The 21,078-nt window shown below is 42.1% G+C and carries 26 protein-coding genes; all 26 read right to left on the bottom strand.

The window, feature by feature from the left end:
• Positions 1 to 6: 6 nt before the first annotated feature.
• The 26 genes from FD716_RS06210 to FD716_RS06085 all read right to left on the bottom strand — a co-directional run bounded on the left by FD716_RS06210 (position 7) and on the right by FD716_RS06085 (position 20,920).
• Entirely contained in the window at positions 7 to 351 is a 345-nt protein-coding gene (locus FD716_RS06210; protein WP_139851477.1) for a phage tail protein, read from the bottom strand.
• A gap of 9 nt (positions 352 to 360) precedes the next feature.
• Entirely contained in the window at positions 361 to 606 is a 246-nt protein-coding gene (locus FD716_RS06205; RefSeq protein ID WP_139851476.1) for a hypothetical protein, read from the bottom strand.
• A gap of 65 nt (positions 607 to 671) precedes the next feature.
• The gene (locus tag FD716_RS06200) at positions 672 to 1,238 is read right to left on the bottom strand and encodes a DUF2335 domain-containing protein (protein WP_139851475.1); all 567 of its coding nucleotides are present in this window, start codon (positions 1,236 to 1,238) and stop codon (positions 672 to 674) included.
• Positions 1,222 to 1,464: a hypothetical protein gene (locus tag FD716_RS06195; protein ID WP_139851474.1), complete on the bottom strand. Its 243-nt coding sequence runs from the start codon at positions 1,462 to 1,464 to the stop codon at positions 1,222 to 1,224. The genes FD716_RS06200 and FD716_RS06195 overlap by 17 nt, the downstream gene beginning before the upstream one ends.
• A gap of 897 nt (positions 1,465 to 2,361) precedes the next feature.
• The gene (locus tag FD716_RS06190) at positions 2,362 to 6,297 is read right to left on the bottom strand and encodes a tape measure protein (protein WP_139851473.1); all 3,936 of its coding nucleotides are present in this window, start codon (positions 6,295 to 6,297) and stop codon (positions 2,362 to 2,364) included.
• A 99-nt stretch (positions 6,298 to 6,396) separates the two neighbouring features.
• A complete protein-coding gene (locus FD716_RS06185) occupies positions 6,397 to 6,945 on the bottom strand; it encodes a hypothetical protein (RefSeq protein ID WP_139851472.1) in 549 nt (182 codons plus the stop codon).
• Positions 6,946 to 7,062: 117 nt separating this feature from the next.
• Complete coding sequence (locus FD716_RS06180) at positions 7,063 to 7,764, bottom strand: DUF4760 domain-containing protein (protein WP_139851471.1); 702 nt, start codon at positions 7,762 to 7,764, stop codon at positions 7,063 to 7,065.
• A 442-nt stretch (positions 7,765 to 8,206) separates the two neighbouring features.
• A complete protein-coding gene (locus FD716_RS19490) occupies positions 8,207 to 8,434 on the bottom strand; it encodes a hypothetical protein (protein WP_456049272.1) in 228 nt (75 codons plus the stop codon).
• A gap of 14 nt (positions 8,435 to 8,448) precedes the next feature.
• Positions 8,449 to 8,952 carry a hypothetical protein gene (locus FD716_RS06170; RefSeq protein ID WP_139851470.1) on the bottom strand — a complete coding sequence of 168 codons (504 nt, stop codon included), beginning with the start codon at positions 8,950 to 8,952 and terminating at the stop codon, positions 8,449 to 8,451.
• A 60-nt stretch (positions 8,953 to 9,012) separates the two neighbouring features.
• Positions 9,013 to 9,927, bottom strand: coding sequence for a phage tail tube protein (locus FD716_RS06165; RefSeq protein ID WP_139851469.1), 915 nt, complete (start codon positions 9,925 to 9,927; stop codon positions 9,013 to 9,015).
• Between the two features lie 371 nt (positions 9,928 to 10,298).
• Positions 10,299 to 10,517 (bottom strand): hypothetical protein, encoded by a 219-nt coding sequence (locus FD716_RS06160; protein ID WP_139851468.1) that lies wholly within the window; start codon positions 10,515 to 10,517, stop codon positions 10,299 to 10,301.
• The gene (locus tag FD716_RS06155) at positions 10,517 to 10,927 is read right to left on the bottom strand and encodes a phage tail terminator-like protein (protein WP_139851467.1); all 411 of its coding nucleotides are present in this window, start codon (positions 10,925 to 10,927) and stop codon (positions 10,517 to 10,519) included. The genes FD716_RS06160 and FD716_RS06155 overlap by 1 nt, the downstream gene beginning before the upstream one ends.
• Positions 10,924 to 11,316: a hypothetical protein gene (locus tag FD716_RS06150; protein WP_139851466.1), complete on the bottom strand. Its 393-nt coding sequence runs from the start codon at positions 11,314 to 11,316 to the stop codon at positions 10,924 to 10,926. Before FD716_RS06150 ends, FD716_RS06155 begins: the two co-directional genes overlap by 4 nt.
• Before the next feature lie 40 nt (positions 11,317 to 11,356).
• Complete coding sequence (locus FD716_RS06145; RefSeq protein WP_139851465.1) at positions 11,357 to 12,070, bottom strand: hypothetical protein; 714 nt, start codon at positions 12,068 to 12,070, stop codon at positions 11,357 to 11,359.
• A 45-nt stretch (positions 12,071 to 12,115) separates the two neighbouring features.
• Positions 12,116 to 12,490, bottom strand: coding sequence for a glutamate 5-kinase (locus FD716_RS06140; RefSeq protein WP_139851464.1), 375 nt, complete (start codon positions 12,488 to 12,490; stop codon positions 12,116 to 12,118).
• Complete coding sequence (locus FD716_RS06135) at positions 12,490 to 12,870, bottom strand: hypothetical protein (RefSeq protein ID WP_139851463.1); 381 nt, start codon at positions 12,868 to 12,870, stop codon at positions 12,490 to 12,492. The genes FD716_RS06140 and FD716_RS06135 overlap by 1 nt, the downstream gene beginning before the upstream one ends.
• A gap of 4 nt (positions 12,871 to 12,874) precedes the next feature.
• Positions 12,875 to 13,366: a hypothetical protein gene (locus tag FD716_RS19035; RefSeq protein WP_228714919.1), complete on the bottom strand. Its 492-nt coding sequence runs from the start codon at positions 13,364 to 13,366 to the stop codon at positions 12,875 to 12,877.
• 47 nt (positions 13,367 to 13,413) lie between these two features.
• Positions 13,414 to 14,382, bottom strand: coding sequence for a phage coat protein (locus tag FD716_RS06125; protein WP_139851462.1), 969 nt, complete (start codon positions 14,380 to 14,382; stop codon positions 13,414 to 13,416).
• A gap of 1 nt (position 14,383) precedes the next feature.
• The gene (locus FD716_RS06120; protein WP_139851461.1) at positions 14,384 to 15,109 is read right to left on the bottom strand and encodes a hypothetical protein; all 726 of its coding nucleotides are present in this window, start codon (positions 15,107 to 15,109) and stop codon (positions 14,384 to 14,386) included.
• A 99-nt stretch (positions 15,110 to 15,208) separates the two neighbouring features.
• Positions 15,209 to 15,478 (bottom strand): hypothetical protein, encoded by a 270-nt coding sequence (locus FD716_RS06115; RefSeq protein ID WP_228714918.1) that lies wholly within the window; start codon positions 15,476 to 15,478, stop codon positions 15,209 to 15,211.
• On the bottom strand, positions 15,475 to 16,584 hold the full coding sequence (locus FD716_RS06110; RefSeq protein ID WP_139851460.1) for a structural protein: 1,110 nt from the start codon (positions 16,582 to 16,584) through the stop codon (positions 15,475 to 15,477). The genes FD716_RS06115 and FD716_RS06110 overlap by 4 nt, the downstream gene beginning before the upstream one ends.
• A complete protein-coding gene (locus tag FD716_RS06105) occupies positions 16,577 to 17,959 on the bottom strand; it encodes a DUF4055 domain-containing protein (RefSeq protein ID WP_139853624.1) in 1,383 nt (460 codons plus the stop codon). The genes FD716_RS06110 and FD716_RS06105 overlap by 8 nt, the downstream gene beginning before the upstream one ends.
• Before the next feature lie 39 nt (positions 17,960 to 17,998).
• Positions 17,999 to 19,315, bottom strand: a complete 1,317-nt coding sequence (locus tag FD716_RS06100; RefSeq protein ID WP_139851459.1) for a phage terminase large subunit family protein — start codon at positions 19,313 to 19,315, stop codon at positions 17,999 to 18,001.
• Positions 19,299 to 19,826: a DUF2280 domain-containing protein gene (locus tag FD716_RS06095; RefSeq protein WP_139851458.1), complete on the bottom strand. Its 528-nt coding sequence runs from the start codon at positions 19,824 to 19,826 to the stop codon at positions 19,299 to 19,301. The genes FD716_RS06100 and FD716_RS06095 overlap by 17 nt, the downstream gene beginning before the upstream one ends.
• A 58-nt stretch (positions 19,827 to 19,884) precedes the next feature.
• Entirely contained in the window at positions 19,885 to 20,526 is a 642-nt protein-coding gene (locus tag FD716_RS06090; protein WP_139851457.1) for a putative metallopeptidase, read from the bottom strand.
• The gene (locus FD716_RS06085) at positions 20,495 to 20,920 is read right to left on the bottom strand and encodes a hypothetical protein (protein ID WP_139851456.1); all 426 of its coding nucleotides are present in this window, start codon (positions 20,918 to 20,920) and stop codon (positions 20,495 to 20,497) included. Before FD716_RS06085 ends, FD716_RS06090 begins: the two co-directional genes overlap by 32 nt.
• Between the last annotated feature and the right edge of the window lie 158 nt (positions 20,921 to 21,078).

Here is a 21,078-nt window from a genome sequence, read left to right as displayed (position 1 = left end):
TTTTTCTCACGGATTAAATGATTGAAAGAAGGTGGTTGAAATGCGCCAAACGTCGCCACCTAGGTTAACTTTCTGATATTGAACATCGGTCTTAACCCGAACTTCGCCATCGGTCGGATGGTTCCAAAGAAACGAGTCAGCGCCTTTGTGGTCATCGAAGAATGTTTCGATCGCTTCAATCTCAGCTAAATAGGCTGTGCGTTGATATGCCCATTGGCCCTTTTTGTTGTTGATTCCGACACTGGTATTTTGCTCGTAACCATCACCGAACTTTGAAGTCAGCACGCTAAATTGGTTCGTTGCGCTATTACCCTCTAGGTCGGATTCATAATTAAATAGTCTGTCGCTCATGTGATTAACCTATTTATGGCGTAGTGATCCACCTTGCCTCTGTTCTTGTGCAATGATTCTTTTAACCGCATCACCAATCTCTCTTCCTTTCGATTGACGTTTAAAACCTCGTCCCATCAATAATGAAAGACTCAAGCCAAGCACAAACGCCGTGGCAAAACCCAATTGATATTGATCTTCAATGAGCAGTATCGGAATTAAAAAGGCCACCGCAATTAAAACTGCGATGGCCACGGCGATAAGTTTTGATTTCAATTATTTTCTCCAATAAAAAACCCACTCTGGTGAGTGGGCTTGAATATCATTTAAGGTGTGATTAGTTACTTGGTATCACTACCATTAACCTTTGATCCGTCAGCACTCTCATGCCCAAATGGTTTTTGTAAAAACATTACCACAGCCATTGCAACAATAATCCCTATGCATGAACCAGCAAGAATTATGTGCCCTAGATAGGCAAAGCCAAATGCAGCTAACAGCAAGATCACTGTAATTGTAAAGGCAAACAACTGACCTCGCGCCTTAATATCTATTTCCCTATTTCTTGCGCTATTTAGGGAATCTTGCTCTCTAATATTTGCTGCATCAATGGTTTCACCACGAACAAGACTCCTTTCAGTAAACTCCATTTCTTTACGCTTTATTTCCATCTGAAACTTTTGTTCTTCATGGATTAAATCAAAAATCTCACGGGATGCACCAGGTAAGACCTTGTCATAAGCCTCTAGAAATTCAGGAGGAAGGTATGGAGTTTTTATAGACTGAAAAGAAGCCTGCATCATTTGATACTGAGGGTGGTCGCCTGTATTGACTGAGGTGACTTTAGGATTTGTATTTATTTCTATATCAAGATTTACTTTAGGTGATTTCTTATTGCTGTCTGGCACTTAATGTCGCCTTTTCTTGTGCTGGGTGCTTCGATACATATGAATCTCCAGCTTTCCGCATGTGTGAGCCGACAGAAATCCAAGCACCAGCCACAGTACTCGATACCTCAACATCAACCTGCAAGGTGTTGGCTTGTGTAATAAAATTGGCTTTATGGTTCTTCTGTTTCGGTGCAAAATCAAAAGCTGAGCGCATACCCTCAATAAAAGCACTTGCATAACTCATGAGATATCTCCTTAGACAAAAACACCCTCTGATCTTTTGATAACAGGGTTATCCACACAATATAACCACTAACGACTGTGACGTCAATTTTGATTTATTTGTAAAAGTCAAGAAGTCAACCAATCAAGTGCGCCAATTATTGTCGTGAGAGCTTACTTGCTGTGCAAAACCGCTTCACGGCGCAGACAACAAAAAAGCACCCCAGGGTGCTTTGGTTTAAAATAATGTGATTATTATTTAGCTAATCCTGAAGGCCGTAAAATCATGGCCTACTGATTGCCCTATTAGGTATAAAATAGTTGTGGCTAATAAAAAGAACAACAATAATACGAGTACATCTATAGTTTTATCTATCATGGCTCACTCCTTGAAGTTGCTCTTTTTTTATACAACACTATTAAACATTAAGCAAACACTAAGATACTTGCGGTGACGAAAAATGCTAAAAGGTGCAGGTAATAAAAAACCGCCGTGATGGCGGTTTAGTGTTGCACCCCAGGGTGCTTTTTACTTAAGCTGCCTATATGGCAGTGAACCACCAAAGATTTCCATCTTTCGCCCAAAGGCTTTTCTAAGCTGCCTACGTGGCAGTGAACTCCGCCTAAAGCCTAAAACTATTTTGCTGAATTTTCTAAGCTGCCTACGTGGCAGTAAACATGTTCGCGTTCGCTGCTCTGAAAGGTCTAGTTTTCTAAGCTGCCTACGTGGCAGTAAACAGTAAAATATAAGCAACTATTTTAATGTATTCAACAACGTACCACAACATTATTAAAAATACCCAAGTTTTCACACCAAATAATAATACATTTAAAATCAAACAATTATATTCAATATAAAAACTTGGGGCAAAGCGGAGTTACTAAAAAGCCACCGAGGTGGCTTATCCATCAAGTTTATTTACCAACCTTGACGCCCAGACATCCTAAAGCGTTTTTCAATCTTCTGATCAACCATAGCCTCATTCTGTTTTTGCATTTCAGTCAGAATCACTTTCAACTCATTCCCATCCCATTCACTTTCAGCTTGAACTGGTTGAGAAGTCTGGTTGATGATTGTGATTTTGGGCTGCACAAGAGTTGCGGCACCAATCGCCTGCGCCTGCCGTCTTTCGCGCTGAACTTGTGGCAGTTGCCCCGTCTGATTCATTGCATTGAGATTATCAACACCAATACTTTGGACCGATGAAGCCTTTACAACAAACTCTTTGTCAGAAAGAAAAGTGGGGATTGAATCGCTTGTGCTTGTACCGGGACCACGAACGTAGCCGCCTGTTGCGAAGCCTCGGGGGGTTGCAGCCTGAATCATCGCAATGAATGTGCCTTGGTCGAGCATCGCTTTACCAGCATCAGCCATTCTCCCCCATACAGTTGGACTTAGAGAGTCATTGTATGCCTTGGATGCAGATGACCACATATTCATCCCTGCCTGAGCAAGCGCGAATGCTTGTTGTGTCGCATACATAGCTCGATAAGCGCTAGATGACTCACCCAAAATCCCCTTAAACATCCCAGCAAATGAACCAGTCAACTGCTGCGCTTGAGTCATTTGAAGGTTGATAGAGTCAAGCTGATAGGCGTTTTCAATTTCAATTTGTCGATTAGAAAACCCATCATAAATAGCCTGACGTGTCTCCATGGCAGTCTGAATAATTGCTGTCTTCTGATCTTCAAATTGCTGCTGAGTGATAAGGTCTTGCGATCTTTGTTCTTGAATGCGGTCCATTGCATCCTGTTCACCCATATTCACGCCATTCATTTGTGCGTCAAACACTTGCTGTGATGCATCTGTACGACTAAAGCGGTCTTGTTCGACTTGCGCCCTGCCTGTTGACCCTCCCATTTGAGATTCAATGTTGGCCCATGCGATTGCAGTTGATTGCAGTTGCTTTCTGGCCTCAACCTCTTTTTCAAGCCGATTCATTTGACGCTTAAAGTTGCGCTCTTGAACATCATTTATTTTTCCAAGCTCCAATTCTTCAAGCCTGTAACGCTCTTGCATTGCTTGCGATTCAGTCAAGAATTGTTGACGCATTTGAAATAAGCGCTGTTCTTTCGCTAACTCTAAATAGCCTTTTTCAATCTGCAATTGTGTTTCAAGTAAAGCTACAGCCTCCTTGCGCTCATTAGCATTCAGCTCTAAATCCTGCATTGCATAGACTTTCTTCTGTGCATAGCTTTTTTCAAGCATTTGCATTTCTGTTTTCTGAAAGTCAGAGAAGTCGTCAATTTTGGTTTTTAGAGCAAACTTTGCAAGCTCAATTTCACTGTCGGCTTGAGCTTGGTACTTAGCCCTAAGCGCCTTGGCTTGATCATCACTAAATCCAGCTTTGTCGACTTCTTTTAAGTCTTCAGCGAGTTTCATTTTGATTTTAGTGACCTGATCAGCAACATTCATTTCAAGCTGAACACGGTTTTTAGCAGCTTGTTCGGCTTCGCGCTCTGCGTCTTTTTGGTCTTTGATGTCGGCCTTTTGCTGTTTGAGATAATCAGAGGCGGAGCTACTGCCGCCTTTGCGACCAGTTACGCTGACATGCATGTGCCCGCCAGTTGCATTTTTGGATGGGTTTTTATACTCATCCAAGGTCTTCACTACATAGCCATATTTATCAGCTAAAGCTTTGATTTGTGCATCAACATTGGCGCTATTTGCGCCATTATTTAGGCGCAGATCGAACGCCTGACCTTGGGGGTGCTTACCACCTTTACCTTGGTGGTATTTATCATTAAAGCCAGTGAAGGCACCTATTGAGCTTTTTAACTCCTTGCCAAGAATCTGAGCAAATTCCGCCGTGTAACCACGGACTTTACCACCAGATGTTGACTCACCGCTTTTAATCGGTAAGCCCTTTAAGTGGGAGTTGCTAACCATGCCGTTGCCGAGGCCTTTGGATATTTTGGCTTGCTCTTTGAGTTCTTTGGTTGTGGCTTGGGCTGCTTGAGTGATTTTATCCTGTAGTTTTGCGCGATCTTGAGCAACTAAGAATTCTTTTTGTGCAATTTTAAGCTGACCTTCATCCAAAGCCTTGTCAAGCGGAAGTTTGTTTTTGTCTTTCCATGACTCGATAAAGTTCGCCCATTCGGTAGCATACTTATTGCCTCCTGCTGCCTTGACATTGCGCATCCATAGTTCATTTTTAGCATTCTGTTCCTCGCTAACACCATTTAATGCATCAAGTGCAGCCTTCTTGCGCTTAATTGCCTCAGATTCATTATCGTGGGCTGTTACAGTTTCTTTTGATTTTCCAAGAAAAGCATCTCGAATGTTGATTGCAAGCTGCATGGCTGTGTTGGAGTCAATAGTTGCTGATGCCTGTTTATCAATGCGCTCTTTTAGCTCCTTATTAACCGAACTTAGGTTATTTAGGCTTGTTGCAAACTGCTCTGCACTTATTTCCCCCTTTATGTATTGCTCATAAAGAGACTTGGCTGCTTCTCTATCTTTTAACGTTAAATCTGTGTTGTTCATAACAACACGACCAAGCCCCGTCATTGCAATGACTTGTTTGTCGTATGTTTTCGTTAATCCATCTATCTCATTAATTTGATCGCGGGTAGCTTGCCGTTGAGCCGCTTCGTCCAACTTCACATATTCTTCAGTGAGATCTTTAACTGACTTGTTTTGCTTATCAAGAACAGGGGTTGTTTCTTTTGCTGAGTCTCTAAGCATATACATCGAAGCAACTGTGCCTGCAACACCAACAATCACCCCAACCGGCCCACCAAGAGCCCAATACAGGTTTTTTGCTGCGGTAGCTGCTGTGGTCATTGCGCCAGCTTGTGTCACCATTGCAACAGTATTCCATGCTGCTTTTTGCGCTGAGATTACAAATGCCTGAGCCAGTCGCCCCGCATAAATAGATGCAGCGATACCACCTAAAATAGCAATCTTATCTACATTCTCACCAAGAATACCAAGGCCTGCTGCAAGAGTGTTCGTCCCTTTGGTTGCCATATTTAGTTCGCCAAGAAACTTAGTAACACTATTGGTTAGAGTTGTTAGGCCATCCTTAAAACTATTGTCCATGCTATCAGCAAGGTCTTTGTATTTTCCTTTATTTGCCTCCAGTGCATCAGTCATCAAGCCCACGCTTACTTTGCCTGATATACCCATCTCCCTAACTTTCTGCTCAGTTGCTAAGGCATCTTGTCCACTTTCTTTTAGGTACTTAGAGATATCGGATGCAATGCCTGGAATTGCCTGCATAATGCTAATCCATTGATCATTACCAACTTTACCTTGATCAAGTGATTTGCTGTAAGCATTTAGGGCGCTTTGAGCCTTGTCGGCTGCGGTGGCGTTTGCCGTAAATGCGAATGACATTGCATCAGTTACATCTAGTGCTTGTATTGTGGTCTTCCCCATGAGCTTAATTGATGACTCAATACCTAGATAAACCTCTTGCGCCTCTGCTAGCGATCGATATGTTGTGTTAGCGGTCTCAAATAGTCGCTTTTGTACGAGATTGTATTCTTCTGTACTCGATGTTGCGATACGAATACGTGCAGCCATTTGCGTGTAGCCGTCAGCCATCGCAATACCCTTATCTATTGCAATAAACCCCGCAACAACTTTAGCCATCTCCTTAATAGCATTGGTGTTTTCACTAGCTTTTTTTGCCTGCTCATCAAGCGCCCTTGTTGATGTGCCAACACTTGCAGCCATACCTTGAGCTGAGTTGCCGGCAGACTTGGCGGAAGCCCCAAAATGCTCGGTGGAGCCGCTAGCCTTATTGCCCTCATTGAAAATTTTTGTTAATTCTTCACGCAAAGCTACTGTATTTTTTTCAGCATTCTTTGAGTCAATAACGATGACGAGTCTTGATTCTTGAGTCATTCTAGTTTCCTGTAGACGTAAAAAAGCCCACAGGAAGTGGGCTGAAAATTAAGTAATAAAAAACCCACCGAAGTGGGTCTGGCTAGTTATTTATTAGCACTACGGGGATACTTTTAGTTTGCTTAAGCCGTCTGTATTAAAGGTTGCGCTAGGCATCTCCACCATAAAGAATCCGCCACTAACAGTTAATTTTTTGGACTTTTTCAACATATCGATAAATTGCGGGACCTCAGAATCCAACAACTTTAAAATAACCTGCCTGTTTGGCGATGATGTTGACGCATCAAAAGTATATGTTTGTTCTGTATCATCAAATTTTGCCACAAAAGAGCAGTACTCCTGCTTACACCCAAATTCAGTGTGCTCAGCTATTATTGATACCTTATCTATGCCGCTAGATAGTTTTTGCACAATCAATCTTGCGTATGGAGATTTATATACAGCGCCCTCGTCAATTAAAGCCCAAGTTTGAATAGTCAATCCGCTACTATTGGTTGTTGAGTAGTAGTCCCATGTTTTTCCTTCACGAATTTCTTTTGTCATCGACTGTGTTACCTGTGCTTCCATTTCTTCCATCTCTTTCTCTTTTTGAGACTTACCACACCCAACCAACCCAACCACCAAAGCCATCAAAAGTATTTTTTTCATGTCATCACAATATTTCTTAAGTGACAACATTATGATTTATTGGATATAAAAAAACCACCCTGAGGTGGTTCATCTTATTTACATTGCACATTAAGGCGCTTTGACTACCAATAAAAATTACTTGGCATTCCACCTATTGTTTAGGGCTGTAAGGTGTTCATATAGTGACGGGGACTTGGCCTGCTTCTCTTTAATAATTTGCTCAAAGAAAGTGTAATTTGCACCTATTATTGACTTCATCGTATTCTTCATAAGTTTTTCATCTAAGTCGCCAAAACGTATGCCAACAGAAATAAACTCCAGATAATTTAACAAGTAAAGAATCGCCGCAATCTTTTCACCCGTTAGTTCATTGAATTCAGCGTGACTAATTTGATTTAAATTATTATTTTTATAATTATTATATACTTCTGTCGCGAACCTCACCTGCTCCATGTATTCATTAGATAACCTTGAAGCCATCAAGGTTTGAATGGAGTGACTTCTTGTTGCTGTCAGCACTTGCCCCCTATATGTAAATAACCAACCAAAAACAGCAGCCAATATACCCAATGAAATCAATATTATATTAGAGCCATCGCTCGCGCTCGAACTATTTAGGTCGTATCCAAAAAACTCGTAATTCTTTAATTCAATATTCCAATAAACTGTTTCTATAAAAACTATAGCTAGGCAGATCATAATAATATTTATTTGAATATCAGTTCTCGGTTTTAGAAAAAAAGTATCTCGAACTCTTGAATAGAAAAAACCAAATAAAATCAAAAATGGAATTACCAAAATCAAAGTTCTTAACAATATAATATTATCAATTTCCATAACTTAGACACAAAAAAAGCACCCGTACAGGATGCTTGATTTTATCTAATTTGTAAACTACCCAATACCGTAGCCATCAGCTAAGCATGAAGCCAGTAAGTTGTAATTCATATTCTCTACTCCTAGTCGCTCTATTAATGCAAACTAACATTAATATGGGTTAATGTTTATTAAAATATCACACAAGCGATATTAGTCAACCTATAATTGTTCATAAACAAGAACTAATCTAAATCCTATCTAACTGATTTTAAAAAGGTTACAGCTCCTGAGAATAGTGAAAAATCTCGGTCAATGTTTTAATTATCAATAAGTTAAAACTATCCTATAGGTTTAAAAATCCAGTAAGCTGAATACCTTTAAACCCTTTAAGATACCGTTAAAGGGTTTAAAGGTATTTATAATTTTTTCACTAAACCCTATTCGAATATCAAAAACCGCTTCACGGCGCCTTCTTATAAACCTCATCCAAAAATGCATCATCAATTGCTAGAATTGCTTTCACAAAGATATGCACATCAATCGGAATATCATACATATCGCAGTAAGATTCAATATCAGCAAGACTTAGCGCAAGCGGTGTGCTTTGCTCATAGCGCCTTGATCGAGCAATTGTGTTGTAAGCGGAGAGGATTGCGTTTGCTACGTATGAATATTCAGGTGGCTCAATAAAATCAGGTGGCTTTACACCTGTCCTTTTGTAGATTTCACGCGCTTTTTCAGTGTCCCATTCAGAGCTGTGGTATCTATAGAGGTGGTCGACTTTCCCAGGATATCGGCCTCATGAGTATCGGCTTCTTGTTGAATAGTTTGGGCTTGGGTTTTCACAAATACCCACACAGCTATGCCGATGTCGCCCATGCTCAGAAGTTTTGTTGCGGTTTCTTTGCCACAAGTTGGCTCAATGATTGCGCCATCCTCTTCGAACTCAATGCCTTTCCAGTCAGCGATTAAGTGACATGCCGCTGCTTCAATCAACAACTCATGAAACAGCTTATCATCACCAGCACCAGCAACATCAAAGCCTTTTGCACTAATCTGATTATTCGCACGCTCTAACGCAACACGATACGGTTTATAGCCATCGCCACGAATCTTAAATTCAGCAAGTACATTGCCATCATCATCTTTATATTCACGCCACAATGCGACTTCTTTACTTTTTTGAATTGCTACTTTTAAAGCCATTTTGTTATTCCAAATTTAGAGCCAAGCCCATGCTAATGCAGTGGGCTTATATTTGATTCATTACGGAGTTACAGGTACACGCGTCAATGTTGGTGCCGCATCTTTAACGGTGAAACTAAATTGAGTTGTAAGCAGATCACCACCGCCACCGCTTGGCAATGGGGCTGATAGCAACACTTGAGGTAGTGCCAGCACATATTTATTACCGGCCGAATCAGCCAGTGAGTACGACAGCCCGATCGGAATATTCAAAAACTGCTTTTCATAAAGTTCAGCAGTATTCTTGGACCATGAAATTGTCACACTTCCCGAGCCTTTCATAAGTGTTTCAAGAATTGCACCGATGCCGTTATTGTCTTTTTTACCTAAGCATTTTTGGATCTGCATTGAGTTGTCGATAGTCAAATCAAGCTGCGATACGCACATACCATCCTTTACGGCGCCATCAATTAAGATATCGCCCACAGATACGCTTGTGAATTGAACCGCATCTACTGCCGCCGTGACCGTTCCAGTTGGTACTACTGCTGACGCTTTACGACCCATTCCCATGATTGAGAATTTCGACGTTACGATGCCTGAATCTGGAATCGATAGTGTCCATGTATTGATGTGACAACCAGTGAATAGGTGATAGTTGTCTACGTCAGTAAAGCCACGTACCACAGAAATGGTTTTTCGAGTGGTGCCACCGAAAGCGAGTACATTTGCAGCCCATTTATTAAAGGCCGCACACTCCAATAATTCATCCTGAATGCCGTAAGCGAACTCAGTTTCGATATCACCAGTAACTTCTACACCAGTAACCAGTGTGCCCGCTGCAATTCGGGTATCTTTGATTGTTTGTGATTCGGTTGTTTGTGGTGCAGCATCAAGACTATTTGACGTAAATCCAAGTGTCTGCCATTTTGCTGCTGCCGTTCCAACTGTTGTTTCCACACCATATCGTGTGACCTGCTTTGCTCCAGATGACATAATGTCTCCTTAATTTTTGGCATAAAAAAACACCCGATTGGGTGCTCTGATTTAAATAGCTCTTATCGTAAATTTAGACGTTTTTCTGTGTACTTAAAGCCAAGGTTGATTGCTCTTATTGCCGCATAAATGCATACCAAGCACACAAAGAAATAAACAAAACTTTCAGGACTTAAGTTAATTACACTCATCTTGACTCCTAGCATACTGAATGAAAAACTGGTATCTTTGATCACAGATTACTTTCCTCTTGTTCTTGCACGTTCAACTGGAAATCGAAACCCTGATAGTTGTAGCTATCGGGGTTTTTCTTTGGGTATAAAAAACCGCCCAGTAAGGGCGGTTTGATTGGAGGATAAGTTATTTTGTAATTATGGCTTGTAGTCTAAATCCACACTTACGCCAGTAACAATATTCGTTTTTGCAGAGCCAAGTGAGTGATTCGAAGCAAGTCGAACATTCACATCCTGCACACATAGACAATTCTTTCGTTGCCACTCAGTGAGCTCTCGACTCATCACCTCAGCTAAATGCTGTTCTAATTCTTGTCGTTTAAACTCAATTTCTTCAAGTGTAAGATTAAATGCCATTAGTTCACCCTAAATTCTGCTCTCACTATCTTAGCGTAAAAGTCTTTATCTTCAATGCTTCGCGGTGCATGGACCTTATATATCTCAAGATGGGATACGGTGTATGACTGCAGTAATTCACGCCACTCATCGCACATGGCTGCGACTACAATCGTACCGGTGTTAAGTGGTGCAAAGCACTGGATTGAGATAAACCCATAATCCCGAATATCAGGACTATTACCAATGCTTGCAATCCCACTATCGCCGTAATTCACATGAACTCTACACCATGGTTTATTGCTTGGTGGTTTGAATGGCATACCATCACGGGTTGGCTGATTTTCAATGCGTAAATTATCTTTATCCACGGCGGTAAACTGGCCGATGCGTTTGAATATTTCAAGCTCGGCTTGCTGCTGTTTCATCATTTGAATTTATTCACCGTATTCATATAAGCGATTGAGTAGATGCCGAGAGGTGTCTGTTGTGAGTGCCCATCTTCCAAGGCCACGGCGTACGGCAAATTGTTCTGAAGATAAATTGTGTCGCCAATTTTTGCTTGCAGTATCTTCTGCGCACCATCATCAAATGTTTTCTGATCTAGACTGCCTTTGGGTTTTGTATTTCCAGTACCAGCAATCGCACTATTATCTGGTGCATTAATTGAAATTATATTGTTTGAGCGAAAAGCCCCGTCCATAACAGGACTACCCATAATCACTTGCTGCAGCATTTCCGCAGCTACTTTCCGTAAATGCTCATCGCCATCTTTCAAGACTTGCAACGCAAAATTCGTCGGCGGATTTGTCCAAGACATAATTTTTACTCGTAAAAAAACCCACTGGTGTGGGTTGTGATTAATTTCGTATTTTCAGGCCTGTGCTCAATGAAAATAGCTTTTCCTTGTTCCTGTAAACATCCATAAAACCTTTCATCATCTGATCTTGCATCCCCTGGTAATTTAATTCCATTCGAGATGAGAATTGGCTGTCTAATTCATCAGTGTATTCAAAATTATACTTTTGTGGATTAAATTGTTTTTCCTTAAATCCGCCTAAAATGTCTAGCTCGAAAATTATGTTTCTAATATCCTTAAAGCTCTTTAGAGCCAATTCGGTGAATTCTTTCGTCTTAATATCCCTACTTTGAAGTTGCTCAGTTTTTTGAATTGCCTTTTCAACCCGATCAATTAGTCCAAAGTGCTTTATTTCTCTAGATTCTATTGTGCTTTGGGTAAAAAGCTCATCATTCTCAACACCAAATCTATATTGCTCCCAAGTATCTATTATGGCGATGTACAGTGCGTATATCTCAGAGCTTTCCTGTTCGAGAAGTTTTTCTATATGCTGCTCCCTCCAGTCACTAAACAAAACAAATGCAGCAACAGGAGCAAGAAAAGCTGCTGTAACCAGCAAAGCATCCTTGATTAAACTAAAAGCACACTTGAGCGAGTATGGCTTAGATAGCCAAGCGGTCTCAAATAAGAACCCGATAACAAGATATATAACACAGGCGTAACTCAACCAAAACACAGTATTCTTTATCTTTTCCTCTAAGCTCTTCTTATCCATAAATCCCCCTAAATTTAGAGAAATACTATAACAACCGGTAAAACTTTACACCTTTCTAATCTGACAAATCCAAGTCACATCGGCAGCATCAGCGTCAACATCAATCACCTTAAATTTACCCTTCACCGTGTCCCAAACATCACCAATCTGCGGTACAGCCATAACTTCATTTTGCAACACAATGGCTTTAGCATCCTCCGCCTGATAGTCACTCGGCTTGACCAGTTGCTTTGCAAAGCTACCAAACAGCACACCGCGCCCCTGATATGTTTCTATAGTCGTTACTGGATAAGTCTGTGTCACAAAATCAAAGTCGCCGCTATTGATCGCTTTGGAGCATGTAAAGCTATGCACGGCGTCAGCTAGATCTTCATTAAAGGCTTCTGCAATATCGGCTTGGATTTCATCACGTAAGCCCACTAGATTCTCCTTAACATACGTACAGATGATTTCTTCGTATAAGGCGCAATCAGATCAATGATGTATTGTTCTAATCCACTAATGGCCACAGAGCCTTCTTGAAACTCTTTTTCAGATTCAACCGTATCGGCTTTAACCTTTTTGCGTTTAAGTACTTGGTCTTTATCTGTATACAGCACACCAGCCATAATCCCTTTGATGATTTCATATGAAGCATCTTTGAGTGGCTCAGGTGCATCGTTTGGATCGTCGCAAGGCTTAACCTTACGTGCAATTAAATACGCTTCACTTTTCTTAATATATTGAGCCTTATCACGCTCAGATAAAGCGGTAAAGCCATCGACGTTTTGTTCTGCTTCGGATTGGGTGATAAAGCTCATGAGGTTATTCCTGCGGTTGTTGTTCTGCTGCTTTTGCTTCTTCAGCAGCTTTAGCCGCTTTTAACTCTGCAGCAGTTGGTTTTTTAACAACAGCTTTTTCAAACTCTGTAACTTTGGCTTTCAGTTCAGTGTTTTCAGCTTGCACTACACTTAACTGACCTTCTGTTTCTGTTAGTTTGGCTTGAAACTGATCTTTTGCATCTAAAGCAGCTTTCAGATCAGAGATTAAATCAGCATTTTCAGCCTGAATTTTCTCACATTCAGCTTTTGCTTCATCGAGGACGGCTTGAAGCTCTGGCGTAAGACCTACCGACACAGTGGCAGTTAATGGCTGTGCGCCTAAGAAAGCATAAGCCTGATCAACCAAATCCGCATCGGGGAAATCGTCATCAATTTCAATTGAGGTGGCACCCGAGATAACACCTAAAAAGGAATCGCGATAACAAGCATCTTGTTTACGTACTTCAGGAATATTCGCTGTATATATAATTTTCATATGTATTTACTCCAAACTAAAGCGGCCGTAACCGCTTAGTTTTTTTATTAAGCCCCAGAAATCACTGCTGCGAAAGGCACTAACTTACGGTCGAATTCACGCTTCCAGTTTGCTGAATCTGAAAACTGGGCAATCGTTGGGGTTTTATTGGGATCATCTTCACCAACCCATGAGAAGCCAGCAGGCTGCAAGATGTAAGTCTTACGCTCAACAATGATTTCAGAACCACCACCGTTACCACCCAACAAATCACGCCCTACTTCCACAGGATTGGTTGGATTGCCTTCGCCATAACCAAATGCACCAGAGCCAAAGAACATAGACAAGTATTTACCTGCTCCGTAGGTTAGGCCATCATCCATAAAGATTGGCTTGCCGAGGTAGGTAGTAAGAATCACATTACCTTGCGAGTCCTTGATATATTCAATCAAGTCCTTTTGGACCATCTGCTTCATTACAACAGAGTGCACACCAATCGCAGCGAATTGATCTGCCGCATCGCCTGCAGTAAATGCAGCATCTTGCATCGCCGTGGCTGTCATGGTTGCACCCGCGTCAATTACCATATCGCCACCATTGTTGGTGATATTCGATGCAATAACGCCACGTGCTGCACCAAGTAAATAACGCTGCCATTGGCGTTCCCAGTACTTCCCATAGCGGTTACGGATATGCTGCATTGGCGCACTGTTTGCCAATTCAGTGGTTAAATCCGCGGTTCCATAGGGCTTATTCAGGTAAAGGGTACGTGCACGCATGGTGCCTTGAGTGGCCTTGCCAACTTTGCCTTTTTGATCCGGATCATCAGTTGAAATATTCGCTTCTTCATTGGCATCTAAATCCTGCCAATAAGAAATCGTTGAAGTACCTTGACCATTACTAGCCACACTATCTAAAGCATCATTTTTAGCAATAATGCCTGATTGATACACGGCGGTTTTTTCTGGTGAATTGACTGGCTGTAGCGCCTGGTAGTAATCACCAACGAAAATATCAGCTAAACGGGTTGCTGGCATATTAATTGTCCTTTGTCTTTAATAACTGTTGAAATTGATTTGGGTTTTCACGAGCAATTGCAGCCCGTTCTGATTCTGAATAGTCAGACCATTTTTTAACTGCGGTACCGGAACCAGGTGCACTTGTTCCATTTGCACGCGGGAAGAAATAAGGTTTGTTTTCCTTGAGGTTTTCTACCCACTCTTTCGGACTTAATGGATTGGTTCCATCTTTACCAATGATTGGCTCACCATCGGCACCGATCATGACTGCATTGCCATGCTCATTGATGGCAAATTGAGATAGAGCTAACGCCGTGACATCGTCAGTAGCCTCGGCTAAACCACCAATTCCACTAAATGCTTGGGCAATCTGACCTTTAACAACAGATTGCTTAAACTGATTTGCATAGGCTTCAGCCTTAACCGCTTTTTCAGTTACAGCAGCCATTTGCTTTTCATGATCTTGGCGCATCTTCTCGGTACGCTTCTGAATAACTTCATCAATCTTGCCTTCGGCAATTAATTTGGTTTCTTCGTCTTGACCTGCTTTGCTAAGTAAATCCTTGACCGCATTAAGATCCACACCTTCAAGCTGAGACTTAATCCCCCCCAATTCGGCTTTAAGGTCCTTATTGGCCTGAATAAGCTCATTGTTTTTAGCCTTTAGGCCTTGAACCTGTTCGTCTGCTGCTTTTTGAATGGCTGCCTGTACTTCCGGATTGTTTAAATCAATTTGGTCTGGCATTTTATATTCCTTGAATAACCGCCTAGCGGATTTGGTTGCGCCCTTAGCTTTGCTTCAGGCAATAAAAAAGCACCCGAAGGTGCTTAAGTTGAATTTGGTTCATTTTGATGCTTGGTACATCGCATCTCGCGCATCATCCCACCCTTTATTTGGATCAGATTTCAGCTCTATAAGTTTTAGCTTCAAGGCGTGTGATGCAATCCAAATGTCATTGCGGCACACTGGGCAATTCACCACATATATAGTTTCATTTCGATCACTAGTAACTCGCGCTTCATTCTTTTGAAACTCAAGCACAGAATCGCATTTACCACATGATGCCGTATAGGTTTGTAACTCAGATTGGATACCGCGGCTTATTACTTTCATAATCCTAAATCCTTAAATGTTGCTTCATCCAAAACTCGGAGTTCTTTAAGTGTGAATTTCTCACCACTTAGCGGATCAATAAACTTATCCATTGAATAACCACCACTCTTATAGAGTTCATAGCGTTTATTACCCAACCATTCGCGCTGAAAGCTTTCATTTTGACGACTAAACCACTGTGTATAGGTTTCATTGGCATTGACCTGACCGATCTTGCCTTCGCGTTCATCATTAGGGATATTCTTCACGGCGCGATGATCAGCGACATAAGGGCGTAGACCAAGCATTTCACCATCAGCATCACAACCAACCTGCACGGTTCGACATCGGTAGTGATATGGGACACGCTGATAACCTTCACCCAGTTTTTGTACTCGACCATCACGACTGGCACATAACATTGTGACACGCCCATCCAGTGTGGCCACATCACGAGTGTGTTCAAACCCTAACGCTTTCCAAGTTTCTAGATATGCATCTGAACTTACATGCGCTCTGGCTGTTCTCACCTCAGCATCAATGGTATTGCGCGTCTGATCCAAGAGACCATCTTTATAATTTAACTTCTTGGTTCCTTTAATTCGCCGAATGATTTCCTGATTCGTTTGGCCTTCATCAATACCGCTTCGAATAACTCGTTCAGCTTTCTGCCTTAAGTTTTCCGCAACACTGGGGAAAATATGATTTAGGAGTTGGCCGCCTGCATAGGGCTTTTTCTTCGCCTTATTTAAAAGCGTGGTGCCGCTGACTGCCGGTGCCTTCTTGTTGGCCAGCTTATAAATATATGATGACTCATATGCTGCCAAGGCCACCGATGAATCCAACAGTATTGCGGGCAACTCTGTCGCTATACCTTGTCCCCACGACCTAATTATCTCTCGAACCTCAACTAATTGTGGGGTTGTATAAGTTGCTGCAGCTAATGCTCTTAATTCAGCTTCACTTAGCTCATCCAAAGCATCTCGCAAACTGTTTAACGCCGTGATCGAAAGCTTGTCGAACTTTCGTAAAATCTCATTTACGGATTGAGTTGATAATCGTTGCAAATAACTATTGTGCTGCGTCATTGCATCGAGGATTGATTGCAACAACGCCTGATTATTCATCACCTACACCTTGATACGGGACGTAGTTACCATTAGGTCGGTTATTTGTTTCTTGCTCAATCAGATCCAACTCAGCCTTATAGTCCCGTTCAGGCATCTTGCCAGTGGCCAAGTATTCCCAGTAGGTTTGGAATGAGTTGCGACCCGCTAATGCTCCTTCAAACAGCTGCTTAGCAAGCTCAATGTCATAAGATTTATTTGAGAACTCAGGCTTAACCGTAAATACGCAATCATCGGGATTAAGCCCAAGCCACTGAGCCGCATACTTAAGGGCCTGCTCGATTGCTTCAGCAGCACAGGTCACAATACTATGCAGACTTGCATGCTGATCGTCCTGACGCGCACGGCGGGCTTCACCCGACTCTTGCGAGTTAGTATCAATAACCTTGGCACCCGCTTCTAATGCAGCGTTTTTCTGAGCATCCATCTCACCTTTAGTTTTATCGATGCCCACCCCATTGATCTCAAGATAACCACATGACGAGTCTTTTGGTAATAGCCAGGCTGCCATTGGACCAGTAACACTTAGATCATCTTCATCGTCCATATTGCTAATCCATGGCTGCGGGTGCGCCGTGTGATGCAATGATTGGAAGTAATCTGCCGATAGCTGATAGTACTTTAATGCAGCCTTTGCCATGGTTAGTAATGGGATGGTACCTACATCGGGCGAGTTATCGGTGGCACCAGCAAATACAAACAACGTGAAGTTAAGTTTTTTATCTCCAATGGACGGGGTTTTATCTTCAATATTATTCCCATCGTATAGCTGGACAATCAACTCCCCTTCAACAAGCCTTAATACACGGCGAACTGTTCTTGTGTTGTGCCCAAACTCATCCTCACCATTGTTGTACTGCTCTTCAAGGACCACTAGGTTTAGATCACGACGACCACCTACGCTGTTTTCCTTCCAGTTGATGATTGATAAGGCATCGTAAAGTGCAAAGTAAGGTTTTCCCTCACTATCGACATCAATATAAATCCCACAGCGACCAGATTGAAGTATCTGATCCACCACTCGTATAAGTAGCTGCTTAAGGCCAAAACCATCACTTGTGGCATTCTGCTCTAAATGTGCCAGCAGTGAGCTTTTGATCTGGATATCGGGTGTAAGTTTTGATACTAACCCAATCATCGTACGTAATGAATCTTGCACCCATAACGGATATTGAGCACGCATCAAATAACCATCATATATGCTCCGATTTAAGCCATCTTGCTTCTCAGCTTCTATCATCCCTGCGGACTTAGGTAGATATGTGGTTGTAGCTAATTTAATTGTATCTTCGCCAGCCACAGAACTCGCATCCTGCATCGTTTGCCAGCTTTTCTTTGCCGCAGCATACTGCGGATGTTGATCTGTAACTGCCATATAAATACCCATAAAAAAGCACCCAATTGGGTGCAGTGTTTAAGACATACCTCGAATACGCCGAACTCCAACCATCTTCTTCTCCACTGGGAAGAGGTAAGCAATTGGATATGTACCCGCATCATTCATGTGATCAAAGCCCGCCTTTTTATCGGGCTGTCCATGATCATCATAGATTTGACGCTCTAAGCACTTCGTAAAATTCGGACACGCCGTGACATTCACAAATAATCTGCGCTCATTCACAGTATTGCAGAGCATTCCATTCATTGAGTTAATCCGATCTTTTACTGCTGGGTTTCTAGCGTTCACGTGAACCTTAAAGCCCGCCTTCCTTAGCAAAGCTAAATCCGTTTCACTCGCATTACTTGACTTACGGTTTTCTCCAGAAGCATCTGGGTAAATGCCAATACTGTGATCAGGATACTTTTTCTGTATAGCCTCAATCATGGCTGGTGTATCAAACAGATTAACGAACTCATCTACAGCATGCATGGTCTCACCACGGCGGACATATACCACGGCTGCCATTTTGGTAACGTTAAAGTCCATTCCAATATGCAGCACATCATTAGATTTGACCGTCTCACTTGATGCATTCGTTATTCGATTAAAGCAATAATAAATAACACCTTGATAGCTTTCGAAACCTGCTTCATATTCCTGATTAAACGTCTTAGGATCCATCTTGCGTTTAGCAACTTCGATCTCAGATGCAGGAATATTTCCACCTTGCAATGATGTGTAGGAAAAACTACGACAATCTGGCTCATGCCCAGGCTGCCCATCCATGAACGTGTCATAACAGTGATTAAAGCCTTTAGGCGTTCCTATCCTTAGAACATGACCGCCAACACGGTACACACCATTCACGATGTACTTACATGTAGATAGCATTGGTCTTAAAACTTCTTCCCAAGCTGCCCACTTACAGTCAGCCCACTCATCAATAATCAGAAAAAATAAGCCTGATCCACGTAAGTCATCATAATTATCAAGACCAACAACACGAATAACATGACCACTTTTAAGCGTGATACTACATTCAGTCTCATTGGGCTTACCTGCACGCCAAGACGGTGGAATGGCTTGCTTTAGCCGTTTCCAAAATACCCGCTTAGCTTGCTTAAATGTAGGGGCACCGTACCAAATTTCATCTTCTACCGACACGTTCCACTTCGCAGCTAAACGAGCTGCACGGCGCATCTCTGCTTTAGCTAAAAATGTTTTACCAAAACGCCGACCACAGACCGCATCTCGAAAACGTGCCTCAGGCTGCCAACCCCATAAATAGATATTCGCCTGTTTTGGTGTTAACTCTACTGCGCCGTCTGGAGGATTAAAGAATTGGCTCATTTGGAATTTCCTCGTCAGGTCGCAATACCACCTTATAATCCTCGTCAGGTGGTCGAACCTCTGGGGGATTTACCTCACGCTTGAGTTTTTCTAGTTCGAGCTTTTTAATCTCAAGCTCAATTTCTTCTTTGGCGGATAGCCCGCCTTTCGCTATTGAGCCACTCATTTGAATTAAACTTTGGGCCTGCTTTAAAACCTTGGCTTTCATGACCTTGTTTTTCTCAAAGTCGCTATACATCTGCTGAAGCTCTTTAAAATGAAAAGCCTTGTTAGCAATCGGGATATCTTCAATATTCTCATTGAAATCTTTACGAGTTTTATAAAATAACTCTTTAAGTTTTTTGCTTAAATTCTTTCCAGTTATCTTGGTTGGATCATAAGCGGCAACCTGCTGACGCTCAATTTCTATATTATAGTTTTGTTTTACAGACTCTGCTACTTGTTGGGGGGTATCAAAGCAAGCAAGAGACTGAACTATAAAGACTTTTACAGGCTCTCTTAGTATTGCCATAAACCCACCTTCGTAAAACTACGTAAAACAAAGCAGGCAAAAAAAAGAGCCTATTGGCTCAATTGATTACGCAGTTGCCGCAGCACTTCGCTATATCTAAATCGGGTACAAACGGCGGATTCTGTGCGACTTCAACAAGACGCTTAACGCTTTCGCTTGCTCCCCAACGTTTGACCACACCAATAAATTCTTCAACGTCATGACCGGCCAAATAATGCTTAGGTAGGCCGGTATGATCGCTATAAATAATGTCGCCGTCTTCATCACGCTCAACGCCAATGTGATATAGCTCATGTTCAATCAAAGCGCAGAAGTCACGGTCAGAAGCTTGCTCACAGAATGATGCGTCGATAGTAATTAAATAGATCGGTACGAATCCAAACCAGTCACGCATCTGTTGTTCTTGACGAGCCTTTTTCCATCCACCTTGATTAAACATCACCTTTTCGCACTGGCCTAACACCATGCGTTTTTTGGCCACGGCGGCCGATGATGCCCATGCGAATGCTAAGAATTGCTCACTGTCATGTAGCAGCTCGGCAATATGGTCGTGATCAGGATTATGTAAGGTGCCTTCAAGCGTCAAGAAGTTCTCAACCACCCACTCCTTTAGATCCACGGCGGGCACAAGTCGAATTGCTTCTTCTTCCTCAGCCTGATCAATAAAGTCAGTCGGTGGAAATGGTCTGATCTGCTCCATGAGCCTTCAATCCTCTTAACCAAGCAGTTGCGCGGCCAATATCAATATCAGCAGGCATGAACTGCATAAACCTGTATCCCATTTCTTCAGCCACATCGTAACGATCCATACTCCAAGCCTTGGTAGCAAGTTTTCCACCGCGGCCGCCTGACCATGGACCACCCGCAATTTCGATCAGCATTCGATATTCAACAAGGTGTAAATCAAAACGCCAATGTTTTGTGCTTTTGAAGTGAAAGTATTCTTCATACTTGATTTCCATACGGTCAAGAATTTCCTTGAGTCGTTCAAATGCATCCAGATATTTCTGTGTTGCCTTAGGCAGTGGCCTAGTTCTTGGTTTTGTTTTGATGGGCTTCTTGTTGGTTAGGGCTTTGTATTTTTGAATGTTCATGATTGTCCACGGCGTTTAATTCCGTCGAATTCGGGGGAATTAAAATTTAGGCATTAAAAAACCACCCTAAGGTGGTGGTGTGAAAGTTTACAATCAGCATTGTATTCTTTTCTACTTATGCCTTGCTGACAGTTAGAAATTTATGCTTTTTACACCCC

It is taken from the genome of Acinetobacter pullicarnis (assembly GCF_006352475.1).
In the GTDB taxonomy this organism is placed as follows: domain Bacteria; phylum Pseudomonadota; class Gammaproteobacteria; order Pseudomonadales; family Moraxellaceae; genus Acinetobacter; species Acinetobacter pullicarnis.
This window is presented reverse-complemented; position numbering and strand designations above follow the sequence as displayed.